Origin of the sequence: Bacterioplanes sanyensis (genome assembly GCF_014652515.1) — a bacterium.
GTDB lineage: Bacteria > Pseudomonadota > Gammaproteobacteria > Pseudomonadales > Oceanobacteraceae > Bacterioplanes > Bacterioplanes sanyensis.
This window is the reverse complement of sequence record NZ_BMYY01000003.1, coordinates 261,559-282,938: the sequence shown is the minus strand read 5'-3', so window position 1 is coordinate 282,938 and position 21,380 is coordinate 261,559. Positions and strand designations below refer to the sequence as shown.

18 protein-coding genes are annotated in these 21,380 nt (G+C 52.8%); 13 read left to right on the top strand and 5 right to left on the bottom strand.

Annotated elements, in window-relative coordinates; translation table 11 throughout:
* Positions 1-15 precede the first annotated feature (15 nt).
* Both purF and IE090_RS07165 read left to right on the top strand, forming a co-directional pair.
* Positions 16-1,542, top strand: coding sequence for an amidophosphoribosyltransferase (purF, locus tag IE090_RS07170; protein WP_189387674.1), 1,527 nt, complete (start codon positions 16-18; stop codon positions 1,540-1,542).
* Positions 1,539-2,750 (top strand): O-succinylhomoserine sulfhydrylase, encoded by a 1,212-nt coding sequence (locus tag IE090_RS07165; protein ID WP_189387673.1) that lies wholly within the window; start codon positions 1,539-1,541, stop codon positions 2,748-2,750. The genes purF and IE090_RS07165 overlap by 4 nt, the downstream gene beginning before the upstream one ends.
* Before the next feature lie 51 nt (positions 2,751-2,801).
* Here the strand turns inward: IE090_RS07165 and IE090_RS07160 are convergent, their stop codons facing one another.
* The gene (locus IE090_RS07160; protein ID WP_189387672.1) at positions 2,802-3,869 is read right to left on the bottom strand and encodes a 3-deoxy-7-phosphoheptulonate synthase; all 1,068 of its coding nucleotides are present in this window, start codon (positions 3,867-3,869) and stop codon (positions 2,802-2,804) included.
* 124 nt (positions 3,870-3,993) lie between these two features.
* Between IE090_RS07160 and IE090_RS07155 the strand changes: the two genes are divergently transcribed.
* Positions 3,994-4,881 (top strand): DUF72 domain-containing protein, encoded by an 888-nt coding sequence (locus IE090_RS07155; protein WP_189387671.1) that lies wholly within the window; start codon positions 3,994-3,996, stop codon positions 4,879-4,881.
* Between the two features lie 3 nt (positions 4,882-4,884).
* Here IE090_RS07155 and IE090_RS07150 read toward each other — a convergent pair whose 3' ends face one another.
* Positions 4,885-5,658: a sulfite exporter TauE/SafE family protein gene (locus IE090_RS07150; protein WP_189387670.1), complete on the bottom strand. Its 774-nt coding sequence runs from the start codon at positions 5,656-5,658 to the stop codon at positions 4,885-4,887.
* A gap of 133 nt (positions 5,659-5,791) precedes the next feature.
* Between IE090_RS07150 and cysB the strand changes: the two genes are divergently transcribed.
* On the top strand, positions 5,792-6,766 hold the full coding sequence (gene cysB / locus IE090_RS07145) for an HTH-type transcriptional regulator CysB (RefSeq protein WP_189387669.1): 975 nt from the start codon (positions 5,792-5,794) through the stop codon (positions 6,764-6,766).
* Positions 6,767-6,811: 45 nt separating this feature from the next.
* On the opposite strand, the gene IE090_RS07140 is transcribed toward cysB, so the two are convergent.
* On the bottom strand, positions 6,812-7,540 hold the full coding sequence (locus IE090_RS07140; RefSeq protein WP_268247115.1) for a phosphoadenylyl-sulfate reductase: 729 nt from the start codon (positions 7,538-7,540) through the stop codon (positions 6,812-6,814).
* 442 nt (positions 7,541-7,982) lie between these two features.
* Here IE090_RS07140 and thrH point away from each other — a divergent pair, with 442 nt between their 5' ends.
* Positions 7,983-8,600, top strand: coding sequence for a bifunctional phosphoserine phosphatase/homoserine phosphotransferase ThrH (thrH, locus tag IE090_RS07135; RefSeq protein WP_189387667.1), 618 nt, complete (start codon positions 7,983-7,985; stop codon positions 8,598-8,600).
* A 314-nt stretch (positions 8,601-8,914) separates the two neighbouring features.
* Here the strand turns inward: thrH and IE090_RS07130 are convergent, their stop codons facing one another.
* Positions 8,915-10,108, bottom strand: coding sequence for an anthranilate synthase component I family protein (locus IE090_RS07130; protein ID WP_189387666.1), 1,194 nt, complete (start codon positions 10,106-10,108; stop codon positions 8,915-8,917).
* A 482-nt stretch (positions 10,109-10,590) separates the two neighbouring features.
* Here IE090_RS07130 and IE090_RS07125 point away from each other — a divergent pair, with 482 nt between their 5' ends.
* The 7 genes from IE090_RS07125 (at position 10,591) to IE090_RS07095 (ending at position 18,092) form a co-directional block, all read left to right on the top strand.
* The gene (locus IE090_RS07125) at positions 10,591-11,550 is read left to right on the top strand and encodes a DUF6160 family protein (protein WP_189387665.1); all 960 of its coding nucleotides are present in this window, start codon (positions 10,591-10,593) and stop codon (positions 11,548-11,550) included.
* 78 nt (positions 11,551-11,628) lie between these two features.
* A complete protein-coding gene (locus IE090_RS07120) occupies positions 11,629-12,606 on the top strand; it encodes a hypothetical protein (protein WP_189387749.1) in 978 nt (325 codons plus the stop codon).
* A 128-nt stretch (positions 12,607-12,734) separates the two neighbouring features.
* Positions 12,735-13,667 (top strand): C39 family peptidase, encoded by a 933-nt coding sequence (locus tag IE090_RS07115; RefSeq protein WP_229815549.1) that lies wholly within the window; start codon positions 12,735-12,737, stop codon positions 13,665-13,667.
* Positions 13,668-13,689: 22 nt separating this feature from the next.
* Entirely contained in the window at positions 13,690-14,751 is a 1,062-nt protein-coding gene (locus IE090_RS07110; RefSeq protein WP_189387663.1) for a transporter, read from the top strand.
* A gap of 11 nt (positions 14,752-14,762) precedes the next feature.
* Positions 14,763-16,442: an OmpP1/FadL family transporter gene (locus IE090_RS07105; protein ID WP_229815547.1), complete on the top strand. Its 1,680-nt coding sequence runs from the start codon at positions 14,763-14,765 to the stop codon at positions 16,440-16,442.
* A complete protein-coding gene (locus IE090_RS07100) occupies positions 16,442-17,275 on the top strand; it encodes a DUF4124 domain-containing protein (RefSeq protein ID WP_189387662.1) in 834 nt (277 codons plus the stop codon). The genes IE090_RS07105 and IE090_RS07100 overlap by 1 nt, the downstream gene beginning before the upstream one ends.
* Positions 17,256-18,092, top strand: a complete 837-nt coding sequence (locus IE090_RS07095; protein ID WP_189387661.1) for an alpha/beta fold hydrolase — start codon at positions 17,256-17,258, stop codon at positions 18,090-18,092. Before IE090_RS07100 ends, IE090_RS07095 begins: the two co-directional genes overlap by 20 nt.
* A 7-nt stretch (positions 18,093-18,099) precedes the next feature.
* Here the strand turns inward: IE090_RS07095 and ppsR are convergent, their stop codons facing one another.
* The gene (gene ppsR / locus IE090_RS07090; RefSeq protein ID WP_189387660.1) at positions 18,100-18,921 is read right to left on the bottom strand and encodes a posphoenolpyruvate synthetase regulatory kinase/phosphorylase PpsR; all 822 of its coding nucleotides are present in this window, start codon (positions 18,919-18,921) and stop codon (positions 18,100-18,102) included.
* An 82-nt stretch (positions 18,922-19,003) separates the two neighbouring features.
* Here ppsR and ppsA point away from each other — a divergent pair, with 82 nt between their 5' ends.
* Positions 19,004-21,373 carry a phosphoenolpyruvate synthase gene (gene ppsA / locus IE090_RS07085; protein WP_189387659.1) on the top strand — a complete coding sequence of 790 codons (2,370 nt, stop codon included), beginning with the start codon at positions 19,004-19,006 and terminating at the stop codon, positions 21,371-21,373.
* The last annotated feature ends 7 nt before the right edge of the window (positions 21,374-21,380 follow it).

Below are 21,380 nucleotides of genomic sequence, written 5' to 3'. Positions count from 1 at the left end.
TGAGGTAGAACGCGCATGTGCGGAATAGTGGGTATTGTTGGTAAATCCCATGTTAACCAGGGTATTTTTGATGCTCTGACGGTCTTACAACACCGCGGCCAGGATGCTGCTGGCATTGTCACCAGCTACCAAAATAAATTGTACCTGCGCAAAGACAATGGCCTAGTGCGCGATGTTTTTCGCACTCGTCATATGAAACGCTTGGTGGGCAATATGGGCATTGGCCATATTCGCTACCCAACGGCGGGTACCTCCAGCTCGGCGGAAGCGCAGCCGTTTTATGTCAACTCTCCCTACGGCATTACCTTGGCGCACAACGGCAACCTGACCAACGCTGAGCAATTGGCAGAAGACATTTACCGTGAAGACTTGCGCCATGTAAATACCACCTCAGATTCTGAAGTGTTGCTGAACATCTTTGCGCATGAATTACAGGTACAAGGACAAATAAAACCAACGCCCGAGGTGATTTTTAAGGCGGTTCGCCGCGTACATGAGCGCGTTAAAGGCGGTTATGCCGTGGTTGCTATGATCAGCGGCTTTGGCGTGGTGGCGTTTCGTGATCCTAATGGCATTCGCCCAGCAGTGTTTGGCAGCAAAGAAACCGCCGCCGGTATGGAATACATGGTGGCATCGGAGTCGGTGGCCCTCGATGCGCTGGAATTTAAGCTGGAGCGTGATATTGCGCCAGGCGAAGCGGTGGTCATTACGGAAGAGGGCGAGTTGCATACCCAACTCTGTGCCGACAATACCCGCTTGACGCCCTGTTTGTTCGAATACGTTTATTTTGCTCGCCCAGACTCCATTATGGATGAAATTGCCGTTTACAAAGCCCGTTTGCGCATGGGCGAAAAACTGGCCGACAAAATTGTGCGTGAGCACCCAGAGCACGACATTGATGTGGTTATTCCGATCCCCGACACCAGCCGCTCTTCAGCTCTGGAGTTGGCCATGCGTTTGGGCGTTAAGTACCGCGAAGGGTTTATGAAAAACCGCTACATTGGCCGTACGTTTATTATGCCTGGGCAAAAACAGCGTAAAAAATCCGTGCGCCAAAAGCTCAACGCGTTGGATTTGGAATTTCGCGGTAAAAACGTATTGCTGGTCGATGACTCCATTGTGCGCGGCACGACGTGTGAGCAAATTATTGAAATGGCGCGTGATGCGGGCGCTGCCAAAGTGTATTTTGCATCTGCCGCTCCTGCCGTGCGTTATCCAAATGTTTATGGCATTGATATGCCAGCCAAGGAAGAATTTATTGCGCATGATCGCAGTACCGATGAAATTGCCAGAGACATCGGTGCAGACTGGCTGGTTTATCAGGACCTTCCCGATTTAATCGAAGCCTGCTTAGAGGGCAGCAGCACGTCGGCGAAAGAGTTTGATTGCTCGGTCTTTACCGGTGAATACGTGACCGGTGATATTGATGACGCTTATTTTGAGCGCTTGTCGGCGCTGCGCAACGATGCGAATAAAGAGCAGGGCGTCGAAAACGTCGCCATCGATTTGCACAATGACGACGGCGTAGAAGGTCAGCTATGACGGATTATTCCGAGCGCTATCCAGCCGAGTTTGCTGACGTCGATTTTGAAACCCTGGCCGTTAGAGCCGGGCAGCAGCGCACGCATGAAGGTGAGCACGCAGAGGCTATTTTCCCGACCAGCAGCTATGTGTTTCGCTCGGCGGCCGAAGCGGCCGCACGCTTTGCGGGCGATGAGCCAGGTAATGTGTATTCGCGCTACACCAATCCGACGGTACGCACGTTTGAGCAGCGCTTGGCCGCGTTAGAGCAGGCTGAGGCATGTGCGGCGACGGCTTCGGGGATGGCGGCGATTTATGCCGTGTGCATGGCGCACTTAAAAAGCGGCGATCATTTAGTGTCTTCGCGCAGTGTGTTTGGTAGCACCAATGTGCTGTTCGAAAAATTTCTGCGCAAATTCGACATTGAAGTCACCTACGTTGACTTGCTTGATCTCGACAGCTGGCGCGCGGCGCTGCAAGACAACACCCGCGTGCTGTTTTTGGAGTCGCCATCCAACCCGGTGATTGAAGTGGCGGATATCGCCGCCATCGCTGAGCTGGCTCATCAACGCGATGCCTTGTTGGTGGTCGATAATTGCTTTTGCACGCCGGCATTGCAGCAGCCATTAACACTGGGGGCGGATCTAGTTACTCATTCAGCGACTAAATATATTGATGGTCAAGGCCGTTGCATCGGCGGTGCCGTGGTGGGCAGTGAGGCATTAATTGAGCCTGTGGTCGGCGTTTTGCGCTCCGCAGGGCCGACCATGAGCCCGTTTAATGCTTGGGTGTTTACCAAGGGGTTAGAAACGCTGGCGCTGCGAATGAAAGCGCATTCTGACAATGCGTTAGCGCTGGCGCGGTGGTTGCAAAAGCAACCGGCCGTTGTGCGCGTGAATTATGCTGGTTTGGAAAGTCATCCGCAGTTTGATCTGGCGAAGCAGCAGCAGCGCCATCCGGGCGGTGTGCTGTCGTTTGAGGTCGTGGGTGGCCAGCAAGGCGCTTGGCAAGTCATTGATGCCACGCGTCTGATTTCCATTACCGCCAATTTGGGCGACGCCAAAACCACCATTACCCATCCGGCAACCACCACGCACAGTCGCTTGAGTGAGGATGAACGCGCTCGTGCGGGCATTGGTGATGGTTTGTTACGCATTGCTGTGGGCTTGGAGTCCATCGACGACATTATTGCCGATATTCAACGTGGATTAGCCGCGTTGGCGATATAGCCGTCGTTATGAAAAAGCCGCTCATTTGAGCGGCTTTTTTTGTGGCTGAAATTAGCGCTTGGGTAAAACGTCTTTCAGCTTGTCGCGCATTTTGCGAACCGCAGCTTCTGTTTCTTCCCAGCTGATGCAGCCGTCGGTGACCGATAAGCCGTATTCCAAATCGTCTAGGTTGGCTGGAATATTTTGGCGGCCATGCTTGAGGTGAGACTCGACCATCAAGCCAATAATGGATTGGTTGCCATCCAAAATCTGGTTGCTGACATTGTCCATCACCAAGGGCTGAATGGCTGGGTCTTTGCTCGAATTTTCGTGGCTGCAGTCAATCATGATGTTGGCGGGCAAATCAGCTTTCGCCAATGCTTGTTCGGCCAAAGAGACGTTCACCGAGTCATAGTTAGGCTTGCCGCCACCGCCGCGCAATACCACGTGACCGTAGGGGTTGCCGCGCGTAGAAACGACAGACACCGAACCGCTTTGATCTATGCCCAAAAAGCGATGCGGATTGGCAACGGATTTTAATGCATTCACGGCCGTGGTCAGGCTGCCATCGGTGCCATTTTTAAAGCCGACGGCAGACGATAAGCCAGAGGCCATTTCACGGTGGGTTTGTGACTCAGTGGTGCGTGCACCGATCGCCGACCAAGCGATGAAATCTTGCAAATACTGCGGCGAAATCGGGTCCAGAGCTTCAGTGGATAACGGCAGCCCCATTTCGGCTAAATCCAGCAGTAGTTTACGGGCACGGTGCAAGCCGTCTTGGATTTTAAAGGTGTCGTTCATGTAAGGGTCGTTGATCATGCCCTTCCAGCCCACGGTGGTGCGCGGCTTTTCGAAATACACTCGCATCACCAAATATAAGGTGTCGCTGACTTCTTCGGCTAGGTCGCGCAAGCGAGCGGCGTAGTCGTGGGCCGCTTCGATGTCGTGCACGGAGCAGGGGCCTATCACCAGAAAAATACGCTTATCTTTGCGATCAATGATATCGCGGATGACCTGGCGACCTTTTTGAACGCTAGCGACGGCAGCGTCGCTGATGGGTAATTCAGCTTTTAACTGATCAGGGGTGATCAGGGGTGAAAATGACTCGATGTTCAAATCTTCTACGCGGCTGTCGGACATGCTCGTTCCCAATTCATCACGGTAGTTTTAAAATAAGAAATTTCCCCGCCTGTGCTGTAATCGACGCCGTGCTTTTCGCAGTGGAGCGACGTTGGTGGGCTTGCCGAAATTTCTTCGACCGATTATGACAAATACCGAACGAATTGCACATAAGCACAGGGCGCTGGATCACAATCAGCTGCGCTTAGGTTTGCCGATGTGGTACATGCCGCAGTGGCGGGGTGAATTATTGGCCCCGGTTGGCGATGCGCAATCGGCGTTGGCACAGTACGCTCGCCAGTTTTCCAGTGTCGAAGGCAATACCACGTTTTATGGTTTGCCCACGGTTGAGCGCGCACATCACTGGGCGCAACAAGTGCCGGAATCGTTTCGCTTTGCCTTTAAGCTGCCGCGCAGCATCAGTCTCAGCCATGATTTATTACAGGCTTTAAAGCGCGAGCTGCCAGCTTGGTTGGACTTCTGTCAGGCCGTTGGCTCACGTTTAGGGCTGGGGCTGCTGCAGTTGCCAGCGCAATTTGGGCCTGAGCGCTTACCTGAGCTGTTTAGCGCGCTGGATGCATTGCGGCAAGAACAGGCTGTGCCCCTGGCCGTTGAAGTTCGCCACCCTGAGTTATTTGCGAAGGGCGATGCCGAGCGACAGCTGCTACGAGCGCTAACGCAGCGTGAGGTAGACCGCGTTATCTTTGATACGCGAGGCTTATTTCACGATAACGGTCAAAGCGCAGAAATACTGGATGCCCGCGCCAAAAAACCGCGCTTGCCCGTGCATCCGATTGCCACGGGAAAACACCCTGTGGTGCGTTTTATTGGCCATAGCCAGTGGCAGCGCGACGATGAATTTTTACAGCAGTGGCATGCCAAGTTAATTGAGTGGCAGCAGCAAGGGCGGCAGCCGTTCTTTTTTATTCACACCGCTGGTAATCACAACGCGCCTCAGCGCGCCAATGCGGTGTGTGATGCTTGGCAGCTGCCCGAGCTGAAATGGCAGCCGACTCAGCCAAGCTTGCTGTAAAAATTAGAAAAAAGCGTAGCGCGCTCCGATGCCAAACAAAATGGTGGCCAGTAGCGGGCGCAGCACCGGCTCGGGCACTTTGCGGCTCAACAGGCTGCCTAGGTGAATGGCAGGCAATGAGCCAATCAGCAGGGCGCCTAGCAGGTAAAAGTCCACATTGCCCAAATACATGTGAATCAAGCCGGCCGCCAACGTGAGCGGTACGGCGTGTGCGATGTCCGTTCCCACCACCGAGGTGCTGCGCAACAGCGGATAGAGCAGCATCAAAATGGCCGTGCCAATGGCGCCCGCGCCAACAGACGACAGGGTAACAAAAACGCCCAAAAATACGCCCATGATCAATGTGGCCGGCCCGCGCCACTTGCTCAGGCTGCCGTTGCTGTAGCGCTGTGCCAGAGCCTGCAGGCGGTTACGGCCGATAATTACCAATGCGGTCAGCAGCAGCATAATGCCTAAGGCATTGCTCAGCAGATGGGCGTAGTCTTCCGACTCTTGAAACAGCGATTTCAGCATCAGGCCTGTCAGCAAGGCTGCTGGCAGGCTTCCCCAGGCTAATAATTTCACTAATGACCACTCAACATGGCCTTGGCGGTGATGGCTGATGGCGCCGCCGGCTTTGGTGAGCGCGGCGTACATCAGGTCTGTGCCGACGGCAATGTGCGGTGGAAAGCCAAACATCAGCAGCAGCGGCGTCATGAGAGCGCCGCCGCCGATGCCTGTGATTCCAACAATGAGGCCAACCAGTGCGCCGGCGCCTATATATAACAAAATATCCATGAAGAATGGTCTAAAGTACTACCGGTAGCTCTAAGGAGGGTTCAGGTGGCCAATTTAGAGGCTTACATCTATTCTGGAAAAGAATATTTGTTTATATTTTTATAACAAACACCTGCTGCTTGGCGGAGGAACTATGAAGCTGCAACAACTGCGATACATCTGGGAAGTGGCCCATCACGATCTAAATGTGTCGGCCACGGCACAGGTCTTGTACACCTCGCAGCCTGGCATCAGTAAGCAAATCCGCTTGCTGGAAGACGAACTGGGGGTTGAGATCTTTGCTCGCAGCGGCAAACACCTGACCCGCATCACACCTGCGGGTGAAGCCATTTTAAAAGTGGCCGGCGAGATCTTGCGCAAAGTGGAAAGCATCAAGCAGGTGGCGCAGGAGTTCAGTGATGAAAAGAAAGGGGCTCTGTCGATTGCCACGACGCACACCCAGGCGCGTTACGCCTTGCCGCCGGTGATCGATGGCTTTATGCGCAGCTATCCAGATGTGTCCTTGCACATGCATCAAGGCACGCCGATGCAAATAGCAGAAATGGCCGCCAACGGCACCACGGATTTCGCCATTGCCACCGAAGCCATGGAGCTGTTTGGCGATTTGATTATGATGCCGTGTTATCGCTGGAACCGCAGTATCTTGGTGCCCAAGAGCCACCCGCTGGCGCAAACGCCCAAGCCATCATTGGAGCAGATTGCAGCTTACCCCTTGGTGACCTATGTGTTTGGCTTTACTGGGCGTTCTAAGTTAGATGAAGCTTTCAGAAGCCGGGGGCTGACGCCTCGCGTGGCCTTTACCGCGGCCGATGCCGATGTGATTAAAACCTACGTGCGTTTGGGTGTGGGCGTGGGTATTGTTGCCAGCATGGCGATTGATGAAGAGGCCGACTCAGATCTGGCGGCGCTGGATGCCAGTCACTTGTTTGATGCCAGTGTGACCAAAATTGGTTTTCGCAAGGGCACCTTCTTGCGCGGCTATATGTACGACTTCATCGCCCAGTTTGCGCCGCATTTAACTAAGGACATCATCGACCAAGCAGCGCATTGCCATAACCGTCAGGAGCTGGAAGAGCTGTTCGACAGCTTGGAGTTGCCCGAGCATTAATGGCCGGCGCCGTTGCGCCAGCCAGCAAAAATACGCAGTGCAGCGTTAGCCTTTCTCAATGATGTTGCCGGCATGCAAGCCGCATTCTTTATGGCCTGCGTTTTCCCACCACCAGCGGCCTTCGCGTTCATGCTGATTGGGCAGGGTGGGGCGCGTGCAGGGCTGGCAGCCGATGCTGATGTAGCCCTGTTCATGCAAGCGATTATAAGGCACGTCGAACAGACGAATGTACTCCCACACCTGAGCCGAGCTCCACAGTGCCAACGGATTGTATTTGGTTAGCTCACCATTGCGGCCTTGAAACGCTGAATCTGCTTCCACCAGTTGCACATCGCTGCGCGTACCGGGGGATTGGTCACGGCGCTGGCCAGTGATCCAAGCGTCCAGGGTCAGCAATTTTTGCCGCAGTGGTTCGATCTTGCGAATGCCACAGCACTCTTGATGGCCATCTTCAAAAAAACTGAACAGTCCCTTCTCTCGCACCAGCTGCTGCAGCGCCTGTTGCTCGGGCGTGCGAATGTCGATGCGAATGCCATAGTGCTTGCGCACCTGCTCGATAAACTCGTAGGTTTCTGGGTGCAGGCGGCCGGTATCTAGGGTGAAAATATCAACGTCGGGTTTGATTTTAACGGCCATATCAATCAAAACGACATCCTCAGCGCCGCTAAAAGACACGGCAATGGCGCCATGCTGCTCCAGCGCGTGGCGAATAATGTCTTTCGGGCGCTTGTCGGCTAAGTCCTGGTTGAGTTGCTCGATTTCTTCACTCATCACGGTTGTCCTGTGGTTCTTGTGAGCGCAAGGTTAACATGCGCTACTTAGTCCATTTAATAATAAAAAAGCATACCCATGCTGTGTGCTTTTATAACATAGGGCATCTCTGAATAATTCTGTACAGCTCTGCGCGAGTGCAGCAGGCTTTCAGAACAAGGCGGTGATGGCAGGAAATGGCCAGCCCTTTTCAACATCGCCAACGACGTTATGGAGGCCTGCCGCCCGCGCCCTGCGGGGAGCGCCAGAGCACTCCAGCTCTGTGTCGCCGATTTTTGCTGTAGCTGGCTGGAGCGGCAAACGGCATCTGATCTGGAGCCCTCTGGGGGTCCAGAGCGGGCACCGAATTATTTAGAGCTGCCCTGAGTCAATTGTTCTCATCCTTCCTGCTGGCTACAGTGAGTGACCATTTTAATCATCCGCTAAGTCATAGAGGGAAAAGCTCATGGAAGTCGCATGTTTGGATCTGGAAGGGGTATTGGTACCCGAAATTTGGATTGAGTTTGCCAACAAAACCGGCATTGAAGCGCTAAAGGCGACGACGCGGGATATTCCGGATTACGACGAGTTAATGCAGCAGCGTTTGCGCCTGCTGGCTGAACACGGTTTAATAATCCAGGACATTCAAGAGGTCATTGCTACCTTGAAGCCCTTTGAAGGGGCGCGTGAATTCCTCGACTGGCTGCGTGAGCGCTTTCAGGTCATTATTTTATCCGACACCTTTTATGAATTTTCCCAGCCTTTGATGCGTCAGTTAGGGTTTCCCACCTTGTTCTGTCATCGCTTGGTGACGGATGAGTCAGGACGGGTGGTCGATTACAAGCTGCGCCAGGCCGATCCTAAGCGTCAGTCCATTCGGGCGTTGCAAACCATTTATTACCGCACCATCGCCGCAGGGGATTCTTACAACGACATCACCATGCTGGCTGAGGCGGACGCCGGCATTCTGTTTCATGCGCCACAAAACGTAATTGATGAGTTCCCGCAGTTTCCAGCCGTACATACCTACGAAGAGCTTAAGCGAGCATTTATCGAAGCCAGCGAGCGAGATTTGAGCTTATAGATTATACCGTTATCTTTACCCCTTCCCCTCAGTGAGAAGTTGTGAGGTTATACCGTTATCTATATTGAGGTTCACACAAAACCATCCTTAAACGCAGTACCGGCGCAAGCCGCAGACGAGTTCACCAAGGGTAGGGATGGCTTTTGGCTTTTGGCTTTTGGCTTTTGGCTTTTGGCTTTTGGCTTTTGGCTTTTGGCTTTTGGCTTTTGGCTTTTGGCTTTTGGCTTTTGGCTTTTGGCTTTTGGCTTGGAGGCTGAAAGCGTCAGGCCTTTCAGCCTGAGTTTGTGGGGCGGGCCGCTGCTTTGCACTGGAGGTTATAGCGGTTGATCAAGAATGCGCTGGACCTTGTTCAGTACTTCCTGAAATTCGGACTCGGCGGTGCTGTCTAGCACAATGCCGCCGCCGCCCCAGCACTGCGCACCGTTTTTGCGCGCGCAAATGGTGCGGATCAGAATGTTAAAGTCGCTTACGCCGCGCTCGTCGAAGTAACCCATGGAGCCGCAATAAAAACCGCGCGGGCCAGCTTCCAGTTCGCTGATGATTTCCATTGCCCGGCGTTTGGGGGCGCCAGTAATTGAGCCGCCCGGCAAGGCGGCAAAAATAGCCTGGGCGTGGCCAATGTCAGGCTTGAGTTCGGCGTGAATGGTGCTCACCAAATGGTGCACATTGGCATGGCTTTGCGGCTCGAACAGTTGCTCAACGCTGACGCTACCTGGTGTGGCATAGCGGCTCAAATCGTTGCGCAGCAGATCAACAATCATCAGATTTTCGGCCTGATTTTTTGGGCATTGGCGCAGCTCGTTCAGCAGTGCTTGGTCTTCCTCCGGAGTTGCACCTCTGGGCGCCGTGCCCTTGATGGGGCGGGTGTCCAGTTGCTGGCCTTGGATACGAATAAAGCGCTCTGGGCTGACGCTAAACAGGGTGAAGTCGTCCGTCTTTAAGTAGCCGCTGTGCGGCGCATCAAATGCCTGCAGCAATGGCAGAGGTGATTGCTCGGTGAGATCATCCGGGCACTCAAATGGCAGAGTGAGGTTGGTCTGGTAGCAGTCGCCCGCGCGTAAATAATGCTGAATGCGCTCAAAGGCGTGGCGGTATTGCTCAAGGTGCCAGCCTGCTTGCCAGTGGCGGGCTTTGGCTGCTTGCAACTTGGGTGGCTGCTGCAGCAACTGCTGCAGCGCTTCTCGCCAGGGGGCTGTGTCTAGGTGATCTGGGTGATATATCCAGGCATCGTCGCTATCCAGTTGCAAATGCACTGAGCAAGGGTAATAGCCAAACCAAGCCAGTGGCGCTTGGCTGTCGGCTGCGCCCTGTAGGCCATTGGCTGGGTTGACTTGACCGGCGTCATAGCTGAAAGCACCGGCCCAGCCGCTAACGAAGCGATCTTCCGCAAGGCCGATGCTTTTATGGCTGCCCGTAACATCAGCGTTAAGCTGGCGTACCATGTCTAGCAAGGATTCAGCGGTATTGGCTTGCAAGCACCGTTGGGGTGCGAAGGCCAAAACGGCCATTCTGTCCTGATTGGATAGCGCGGATTGCGACGATGGTACCGCTTTGCCCGATTGGCCGCTGTAAAACACAATTGGGTTATCCAAAAAATGGCAGTATTTCAGTATCTTACGTGCGCTGAAGGGGAGTTTGTTGTGTATCATTTTGTGCCAATTGGGCGTCCGGCTAAATCCAGTTAAGTGTCTGATTTTACAGCAAAAGCACCAGCACGTCTGGCATACCGGCATGGCATTAAACGCCGATTTGTGTGAACGGCGGTTAAAATATGTAACTCATTGCTAGACACGGCCTAGGTGAGGGTAATAGATTATCAGCAGTCAAAAACGAGCACGGCTCGGTGCTGACAGAGCGAATAACAATAACAGCGATTTTCTACAGTTCACCGCGATCACTGCTAAGGCTCCACAGAGAGTTAAGTCAGTGTCGCAGTGATAGGGCCGGGAAGGCCCGCACAACGCAAAAAAATAATCAGGAGTGTGCACACATGAAACTTCTCAAAAAAGCGTCTCTCGCCGCGGCTATTGCTGCTGCACCGTTCGCAGCGCAAGCATTGCAGCCACTGGATGATGCGACGTTATCAAACACCACCGGTCAGGCAGGTGTAACCATTGAAATTGATATTGATAACTCTGGTATCTCTGTTGGTGAGATCGAGTACACAGATCAGGGTTCAGTATTACTTCAAGACATTACTGTCAGTAATGTAAATAACTTGACGCAAACTATTGATGTTGATGCGAATGGTAACTTGGCTATTGGAATGACTGGTGTCACCGGTATGCAAGTTGCTATTGGTGACACGCTAGCAGACACAAGCGGTAACTCTTCTGCTCTTGCGCTGCGTAGCGTTGGTGGTGCTACTACAGAGGTAGTCAACAACATTGATATGACATTGAACCTTGGCCAGTCCGAGACATTTATCTTTAATTTAGAGCAAGCAGGTAATAGTGTTACTTTTGCTAATGGCGATACGATCGCCACTGCTGATCTTCCAGTATCGGCTCAGGTAGGCTCTGTTGCTATTCTCTCTCGTAGTGCCATTCAGATCACAGATATGAATGTCGGTGCTTTCGGTTACACTCGTGCCCAAGCAGATACTCGCGCGGATAGTGCTGCCTATGGTGGTAACGGTGATGGTAACTTGAATGCAGCGGAGCAAGTCGTTGCAGATAATTTGGCTAATGGCTCTGCGGTTCAAATTGAAGGTTTGGAGTTCTATAGCTTAGACAGTAATGGCGACAAACAGGCGGCAACGATAGATCAAACTATTTGGGCGAAAGGCGGAAGCGTTGCTGATGGAGGCGGTGTTTACATTCAGATGGGGCAGATAGCTGGTACCCTAGATATTGATGCTATTAAAATGGGCGGTGAGTCGATTGGTGGCGTTAAGGTGTCCGACATCAATTTGGCTGGCATGACTCAGCGCATCTACGGTCACAACTAAAACTGCTGATGCCATTTTATAAAACGGGCTGCTGATGCAGCCCGTTTTTTTGCGTATTTGAAAAAGGTTTTTATTTGTATGAAAGTAGTATTGCTCTTGCTCATCACTCTATTAGTAGCATGTGGTAATGAGCATAAGACGAGCGGCCCAAAGGGAAATGAGCATGAGGCAACCGAGAGTTCTGATGGCGCTGAACGCTCAGAGAGTGTGGGTGAAGAAGATGAAGGTAATGATGTAAATAAAACGGTACCTGAAGATGGTTCTGGTTCTGGTTCTGGTTCTGGTTCTGGTTCTGGTTCTGGTTCTGGTTCTGGTTCTGAAAAGGAAGGCGTGATCATTCCAGGCAATTTGGTGGGCTTATGGAAGCCTGTGGGGCATAAGTTAGGTGTGGCTTCACACTTGGTGTGTTCTAAAGAACAGGGTAATCAGGGTTTCTTAGAAATATCTGAGAGTGGTAGTGTCATCGTTCATGACTATATGGATGATGCTTGTACTCAAATATCTCAATGCTATTGGCAAAAAGAAGAGTATGTTGTTGCGGATGTGCTGTCTGGCTCTGAATTACTGTTGAAGCCAAAAGGCGGTATTCATTCGAAGTTTCGTCTCAACATAGAAGACTCGGAGCAGGCCCGGAAGTATTTTACGGCACAAAGTATCGCTACAGGTGAAGAGCTCAGTATCGAGTACGAGCGTGAAATGGCTCTGACAGGTGTAGATCTTAATCCTAGTTGCAGAGAAACGATCTTACCTGACAAAGACTCATTTGACTCGCTGCGCGGTATTCTGGAAGAAGTCAAAAATACTTCGCAAGGAAACTTAAATAGTTATCGTTGTCCGGGGGTGGATTGGGATGTCCTACCATTCTCTGGAGTGACGGGTTACTCCATTTATACTGCACGGCAAACGGATCGCCCTTTCTCTTTGGATACAAGGAGTGCATATGCTGTCGATATAATGGCTTATAATGCGGTACACGAGGCAACTTTTGAAATGTACTTGGACCGTCAAAAAACTCCGTATCAGTGGTGTATTTACAGGGTTTTGAGGGGATACTGAGTTTCTTTTATGCATTAATGCTGGGCTCGTTGATTGGCGTAAATGGTGGAAAAAGCGTTTGGTGCCTTGTGTGATTTTATGTAACATGGGTAGCAATCAACATAACAATAATAATGGGGTTGCCACCCGTGTTCGTCATTCTCCTCGGATCCATCATCGGTTTTGCCATGATCAACGAGCTGGCCATTGTTAATGACCGCCAGCAGGGCGATACCGTTATTCGCTACGATGTGAATCAGCCGTTTCAGTCCGATCAGGTGGTCAATGTCGAGCCGTTAGTGGTACAGAAGTTTCACAACGTGGTGCGCCAACAGTACGACTATTCTTGCGGCTCTGCTGCCCTAACGACCTTGCTCGATTATTACTTGGGCCGTAATTTCCGCGAGCGCCAGGTAATGGAAGGCTTGCTGCGCTTTGGTGAAACCGAGCGCATTATTCAGCGCCGTGGGTTTTCTCTGCTGGATATGAAGCGCTTGGTGACGGCTTTGGGTCATCCATCCGGTGGTTTTCGCGCCGATGCAGATGACCTGCGCGAGCTGGATCACCCCGCCATTGCGCCCATTGATCATGCAGGCTTTAAACACTTTGTGGTGATTCGTGCCGTGCACGAAGACCGTGTTTACGTGGCTGATCCGGCTCAAGGCAACATCAGTTTTACCATGCATCGTTTTTTAGAAGTGTGGGATAACAATATTTTATTTATCGTCTTCCCTAATGGCCATACGCCGGCTAATGGCTTGGCGCTGCGAGAAGAAGACATGCGCTATGTGTCGGAGTCGGTGATTGCTGAAAATGCCTATCGCGAGTTTCCGCTGCTGGCCATTCGCCATGAAGATAAAATTGCCAACCAAATTGCTTCGCTGTCCAACAATGCCAAATCCAGCTATGAGCTGCAGTTGGATGACAATGGCAATGCCATCACAGATGAAGACGGCAATTTTCTCTATCAGATTACCTTGGAAGATGCAGAAGACGGCATCGACCCCTCTGAGTACAATGTGCGGGTAACTCAGGACCCGACCGAGCGAATTGAAAAAACGCTGCGCTTCAGAAGAAAATAATAATTACACGCAAGGACTACTCATGCTGACTCGCCACTCTTTATATGCGTTGCCTTTGCTGCTGGCTTTGTCGCCAGGAGTGTGGGCGGAGGACGATTTATCTCAGGCTCGTGAAGCGTTATCCAAGCAGGAAGACGACGCTGACACGGAAAAAGCACTGGAAGAAGTCTTTGAAGCGGCAGAGGAAAACTACTCGCTGCTCAAACAAGGCGGCGTTGGTCTGAATTACAATTTTGATTACAGCTATTACGGCGATCAGCGCATCAACTTAGTCGTTGAGCCCAACCTAGATGAAGACGGTGAGCCAACGGGCAGTTCTTCCATTCGCAACGCGGATGTTTCACCGGCCGCCACGCACACCTTTACCAACTCGTTTACCCTAGATTACGGCCTGTTTAACAACCTGACCGTCAGTGGCCGTCTACCCTTGGTGGCCAAGTTTGATACCGAAGAAAGCTTAACCAGTTACGCCCTGGGGGATTTGAGCGGCACGTTGCGCTGGCAGCCGTGGGAATACATTCCGGGTACGCTCAGTAAAACTTTGTTTACCACCTTTAAAAGTAAAACCGGTGACAGCCCGTACGAAATTGATTTAAATAAAAACCTCTCCAGTGGCTCGGGCTATTACAGTTGGAGCGGTGGCATCAGTGCGTCCAAGGTGATGGACCCTGTGGTGCTGTTTGGTTCGGGCAGTTATGGCTATAACCTGCCGGTGACGGATCTGGATCAAGTGCGTGGCTCTTCCTTGCTACAAGAAGTTCACCCCGGCAATTCGCTGTCACTGTCGATGGGCTTTGCCTATTCGCTCTCTTACGATGTGTCCTTGAGTGTGTCTTTCCAGGGTTCATACAACGATGAAACGCGTTTTCGTCTGTACACCCCGGCAACAGGGCGCACCACTGACTCCGTCAGTGGCAGTCAGTTATCTGGCATCATGAACTTTGCCTTGGGGGTGCGGGTATCGCCCACCACCATTGCCAACGTCAATGTCGGTTTCGGTATGACGGAGTTGTCGCCTGATATTATTTTGGGCCTGTCGCTGCCTATTGATATTGAAGGCGTTAAACCGTCTGCGGCCAATTGATGGGGTGATCAATGATTGAGATGACTCCGCGCAGACGCTTTTGGCGTCGTGCTTTGCCCGCAGCTGTGTTGATGGCATCGCTGCCCAACACGGTCAACAGTCAGCTGGCACAAAACCTATTTTTGGATACCAAGGCCATGTCGTTGGGCAATGCCGTGACGGCAGACCCAACCGGCATTATGGATATTCACTTTAATCCGGCGGGCTTAACCAAGCTGGATGGCCGGCAGTGGCAGTTGCAGGCGATGAATATTTATTTGTCGGCCACATCCACCTTCTCGTTGCCTGATGATTACGACGCCGATCAGGCCGGCTTGCTGGATATTTCTAACGACCCGATCTTACAAGAAGGCGATAGCCAAGCATCGGCAGCGGCCTACATTCCTGGCTATGGCATTATGCCCATGGACATGCTGCCGATTTTAACCTTGCCCACTGCAGGCGTATCGATTCAGCCGCCAGGCTCAAAATTTACCTTTGCCAATGCGGTGTATGCACCGATGGCGGCCGGCTTTGCCAAAGCGGATGATGACCCGGGGCGCTATCAGGCCAAGCAAGTGGCGTTGCAGCGCTTTACTTATTTATCGCCGTCGTTTGGCTATAAAGTGAACGATGAGTTTTCTGTAGGCGCCAGTTTTTTGTTCTCCCATCAAGCCGTGTCTGTGGTGCAGGATATTCGCGCCCCCAGTGTGTTGGTTGGGGTGGGTGAATTATTGCAAGACTCGTTTGGCTGTTTCGATGAAGACGGTAACCCGACGGGCAACGACCCGCTGGCACCTTTGATTACCCTGTGTGGCGGTAATATCGGTCCTTACGATGACGTCGGTGAGCTGCGCTTAACCACGGAAGAGACACTGTCACCGTCGTTTAACTTAGGTCTGTTATGGGAGCCGACGGACTGGTTTGCCTTTGGTCTGGGTTATCAAAGCGAAGCGGTGACCCATTTAAAAGGCACCTACGAGCTGGAGTATACGCGCGACTTTGCGGACTTCTTTCGCAGTTTTCGCTCGTCCATTGTGGGTGCCATTGGTGGCGCAATTTTTTCACTGCCCACCGGCCAACGCCGTGAATCGGGTAATGTCTCGGTAGAAATGACCTACCCTCAGCATTTGCAGCTGGGGACTAAATTTCGCTTTTTAGATCGCTATCAAATTAACGTCGATGCCGGTTGGACGGATTTTGAAAAGTGGGATGCGCTTAAATTTGAGTTCGACCGTCAAGTGAGCTTTTTAAGCACGGCTAAAACACTGGCGCCTGAGCTGGTGACCGACACCACCTTAAGTCAAACCCTCGGTTATCGCAGTGTTTGGAGTTGGGGCTTTGGTTTTCAGTACGATTTAAACTCTCGTGTTCAATTGCGCGCCGGCTACGAGCCACGGGAAACCTCCATTCCCGATAATGCCCGCAGCATTCAGGCGCCGCTGGGCTTTGCCTCGCTGTACAGTGTCGGCATGGGCTATCAGTGGGACATGGACACCGTGATTGACCTGTCTCTCAGTTTCATGCAATCTGCCGAGTCGATTAAAGCCGACCCGCAAGACGCCGAACAGGTCGGTGAATACCCGAATTCCAGTAACGCCATTAACCGGAACTGCCTGACATGTACCGTCACCAACCCATATCCCGGGCTGGACGTCGACACCAAGCTCACCATTGGCGCTGCTGGTATCAGCTTTCGCACCAAGTTTTAATGCTGTGCCTAATGCTGGCCTGCGGGCCAGCTTGGGCTGACAGTGACTATTACACTTGGGTCGATGAGCAGGGGCGGGTGCACAACAGCCCTAAACTGGGTTCATCGTCGGCCGATGACAAGGCGGCTAACAGAGCTGGAGAACAGAGCAAGTCAAACAGCGCCGAGCCAGATGGCATGGCAGTTGATCCTGATGACTTCCCCGATGAGGCCGAGGTCAAGCGTCGCCAGCAGCAATATCAGCAAGAAAATCCGCCATTTTATATTTGGGTCGATGAACAGGGCACCACCCATCGGCAAACCTATGAGCCTGGCGAGGGCAAGGCGGATAGCGCGCCGCAAGAAGCCGTGTTTGATCATATATTGATTCCGCCTTTTCGCGTAAAAAATGCGCCGCAAAACTGCTGTGAGCGCTATTTATTTGCTTTTAAAGACGCGTTGCCCGTAGAGAAAATGGCGGCATTTTCTTCGTTTGCGCGCGCTCAGCCGTTGTTGTGGCAGCAGCCAAACAAAAAGCTACAGCATTATCGTGGTTGGTATTTTGCCCTGGCTGGCCCAGCCCAAGCGCCGCGACAGCTGCGTTTGGTGAGTCAAGGCGAAGGTTTGCGCCCAGCGTTATTATTACTTAACGACCAGTTACACCCCCTGTATTGGCTGCCCCAGTTAAATGGCGTGCAACAAGCCGCCAGCTGGGCGCGTATGGCTCAATTTGAATCCCTGCTTGAAATTCGTGATCCACAAGTGCGTTATGTCATCGCCTTGGTGCCAGAAGCGCAGGTTAAGCAGCCTTGGTCCCTAACAGCACAATGGTTTTATGGAACGACATCCGATTAATGTAAACACCGCCAGTGCGCATCAACATGCGTTGTTACTGCAATACCCTCAGTATGCCGGTGGTCCGCGCATGGTGATGGTGCATGGCTCTGGCGTCGCCGGTGAAAATACTTGGACCTACGTCAGCAATTATTTAAAAGGCTGGTCAGAGGTACTGCTCATCGACTTGGCGGAAATGGGTCAGTCGTATTTTTTAACCGAGCAGCCTTGGCGCGCTAGTGCCTATGCGCAACAGCTGCAAGAGCTGCTGCAACGGCTGGACTGGACGTCTTTTGATATGGCTGGCTATTCCTTCGGCGGCATGGTCGCTTGGGCTTGGTTACAGCAGCATGATTTGCACGGTCGATTATTTTTGCTGGAGCCGGCCATGCTCGGCGGCTGCAATGCTGATGTGTTATTAAGCAAAGCGGCCGATTACCGCCAGCTGTCACACCAGTTGGCGATTAAGCCGCAAGAGGAGGCCCTGTACCGCCATTTTTTAGATATTGTCTCGCCTAAGCGGCCAGACAATGCTCAAGCCGATCGCTTAACCATGCAGCGTTTGGCGGAAAACCCCGCGGGCTTTGCTAGGGCTTTAGCGACGGTGGCGGCGGAGTTGGAGCAGCATGCACCATCTTTTGTTGAGTGGCAGCCGCCGGTGGCTGGCATGAGTTTTGTTGGCAGTTTATCGCCCCAGGCGATGCATGAGCGCCATCAGCAGCTAGCGCGCGACAGTGTCAAGCCGTGGCAGTATGTGAATGTTCCGGGTGCCGATCATCGCTTGGTGTATAGCCACTCACGGCAAATTGCTAGCGCAATGAACGGCTTGAACTCTTAGGGGTGTATTAGGTCTTTAACCGTCGCTGCAGCCCGGTATCGGCCAAAATGCGGGTGGCGATTTCTTCGATGGAGCGGGCGGTGGTGCTGATGTAAGGAATACGCTCGCGTTGATACAGCAGCTCCACTTCTTCGACTTCGAGGTAGCACTGCTTGAGCGAGGCGTAACGGCTGTTAGCACGGCGCTCGCTGCGAATGAGCGCTAAGCGGTCCGGGTCAATCGACAAGCCGTAGAGCTTGTCGCGATGCTCGCTGAGGGATTTCGGCAGTTTTAAATCCAGCATGTCTTCTTCTGTTAGCGGGTAGTTGGCCGCTTTAATGCCAAACTGCATCGCCATGTACAAGCTGGTGGGGGTTTTACCGCAGCGCGACACGCCCACCAAAATGATATCGGCCTCGGCGTATTGCCGTGTGCGTGCGCCGTCGTCGTTATCCAGGGCAAAATTAATGGCATCAATGCGCGCTTGATAGTCGTGGCTGTCGGTCGCTAGGTGCGACTTGCCCACGCTGTAAGACGACTCGGTGCCCAGCTCTTGCTCCAGCGGCGCCAAAAAGGTGGCAAAAATATCCACCTTAAAAGCGTTAGCCGAGTCGACGATGGCGCGAATGCTTTTATTGACAATGGTGTCGAACAAAATCACCGGCTGACCGCTGTCCTGGGCGGCTTGATTCATCTTTGCCACCGCCGCGTGCGCTTTTTCTTCGTCGTCAACGTAGGGCATGGTAATGCGCTCGAATTCTAAGCGCTCAAACTGGGCGAGCAGGCTATTCCCCAGCGTTTCTGCGGTAATGCCGGTGCCATCGGAAATGAAGAATGCGTATCGCTTCATGTAGAAATTTGCTCTGGGTACTTTTACTATTACGCGCTGCGAATCATAGCGATAAGCCATTGAAAAAGACAGGAGAAGGGCGTTGACCGATTACGTACTCTGGTTTGATCAGGTGTCCATGGGCGATGTAGAGCGGGTAGGTGGCAAGAATGCATCGCTCGGTGAAATGATCAGTAATCTGGCCAACGCAGGCGTTACTGTTCCCAATGGTTTTGCAACCACGGCGGATGCATACCGTGAGTTTTTGTCCTACCAAGGCTTGGACGAACGCATTAATGCCGAGCTGAAAGCGCTGGATGTGGACGACATTCGCATGCTGACAGAGACCGGCGCTCGCATCCGTAACTGGATTCTTGAAGCGCCGCTGCCGCCGGCATTGGAGGCTGGCGTAGAAGAAGCCTTCAGCAAGCTGCAAGGCGGCAATAGCAAGATGGCGGTTGCAGTGCGCTCGTCGGCCACCGCCGAAGACTTGCCCGATGCGTCGTTTGCCGGTCAGCAAGAAACCCACCTCAACATCGTCGGCATCGACAACGTTAAGCACGCCATTCGCGATGTGTTTGCCTCATTGTTTAACGACCGTGCCATTGCTTATCGTGAGCACCAGGGTTTTGACCATCACAAAGTGGCGCTGTCGGCAGGCGTGCAGCGCATGGTGCGCAGTGAAACGGCGTCCAGTGGTGTGATGTTTACCCTGGATACTGAGTCGGGTTTTGACCAAGTCGTATTTATTACCAGCTCGTATGGCTTGGGTGAAACCGTGGTGCAAGGCGCCGTGAACCCAGACGAGTTTTACGTTCACAAAGAAAACCTGCAAAACAACCGCCCAGCGATTTTGCGCCGCAATCTTGGGGCCAAGGCCATCAAGATGGTCTACAACCAGGATGCTTCGGTCGGTAAGTCGGTAGAAACCCAGCGCGTTGATCGCGCCGAGCGCCAAGTGTTCTCCATCAATGACGCGGAAATCGAAGGGCTGGCGCGCCAGGCGATGATCATTGAACAGCACTACGGTCGGCCGATGGACATCGAATGGGCCAAAGACGGCGATGATGGCCGCTTATACATAGTGCAAGCGCGCCCGGAAACGGTAAAAAGCCGTGCCAGCAAAACCGTCATGGAGCGCTATTTGCTGCAAGAGACCGGCAAAGTGTTGGTCGAAGGGCGCAGCATTGGCCATCGCATTGGCAAAGGCCCAGTACGGGTGATCGACTCCATCGACGAGATGGATCAAGTAAAACCTGGCGATGTTTTAGTAGCTGACATGACCGACCCAGATTGGGAGCCGGTGATGAAGCGTGCCTCTGCCATCGTGACCAATCGCGGTGGTCGTACCTGCCACGCGGCGATTATTGCGCGTGAACTGGGCATTCCTGCGGTGGTGGGCTGCGAAGACGCCACCCAGCTGTTAAGCGATGGCCAAGAAGTCACCGTCTCCTGTGCCGAGGGTGACACCGGCTTGGTCTATGAAGGCGCATTAAACTTTGATATTCGCCGCAACAGCGTTGAGTCTATGCCGGAGCTGCCGTTTAAAATCATGATGAACGTCGGCAACCCGGATCGCGCTTTTGATTTTCAGGGCTTGCCTAACGCCGGTGTGGGCTTGGCGCGGTTGGAATTTATTATTAACCGCATGATCGGCGTGCATCCAAAAGCACTGCTGAACTTTGACAGCCTGCCCGAGGAAATCAAACCCACCGTTGAACGCCGTATTTCTGGTTATTCAAGCCCGGTGGACTTCTACGTCGACAAACTGGTGGAAGGGATTTCCACCCTGGCGGCGGCGTTCTGGCCTAAGCGCGTGATTGTGCGTTTGTCGGACTTTAAATCGAATGAATACGCCAATTTAATTGGCGGCCGTTTGTACGAGCCGGAAGAAGAAAACCCGATGCTGGGCTTCCGTGGTGCGTCGCGCTACATCTCTAAAAACTTCCGCGACTGTTTTGAGCTGGAATGCCGTGCCATGCGTCGCGTACGCAACGACATGGGCTTTACCAACGTTGAAATCATGGTGCCCTTTGTGCGCACGCCGGGTGAAGCCGAGCAGGTGGTGGAGCTGCTGGCTGAAAACGGCTTAAAGCGCGGCGAAAACGATTTGCGCTTAATCATGATGTGCGAGCTGCCGGCCAATGCGGTGCTGGCTGAGCAGTTCTTGGAGCACTTTGATGGCTTCTCTGTCGGCTCTAACGATTTAACCCAGTTAACCCTGGGGCTGGATCGTGACTCCGGCATCATTGCTCACCTGTTTGATGAGCGTAACCCCGCCATTTTGGCGCTGCTGGAAAACGCCATTAACGCCTGTAAAAAAGCCGGTAAATACATTGGCATTTGCGGTCAAGGGCCGTCGGACCATCCGGATTTCGCTCGCTGGTTGATGGAGCACGGCATCGACAGTGTGTCGCTCAACCCGGATTCGGTGATGGATACCTGGTTCTTCCTCGCCGATAAGGACAACTAACAGCTTC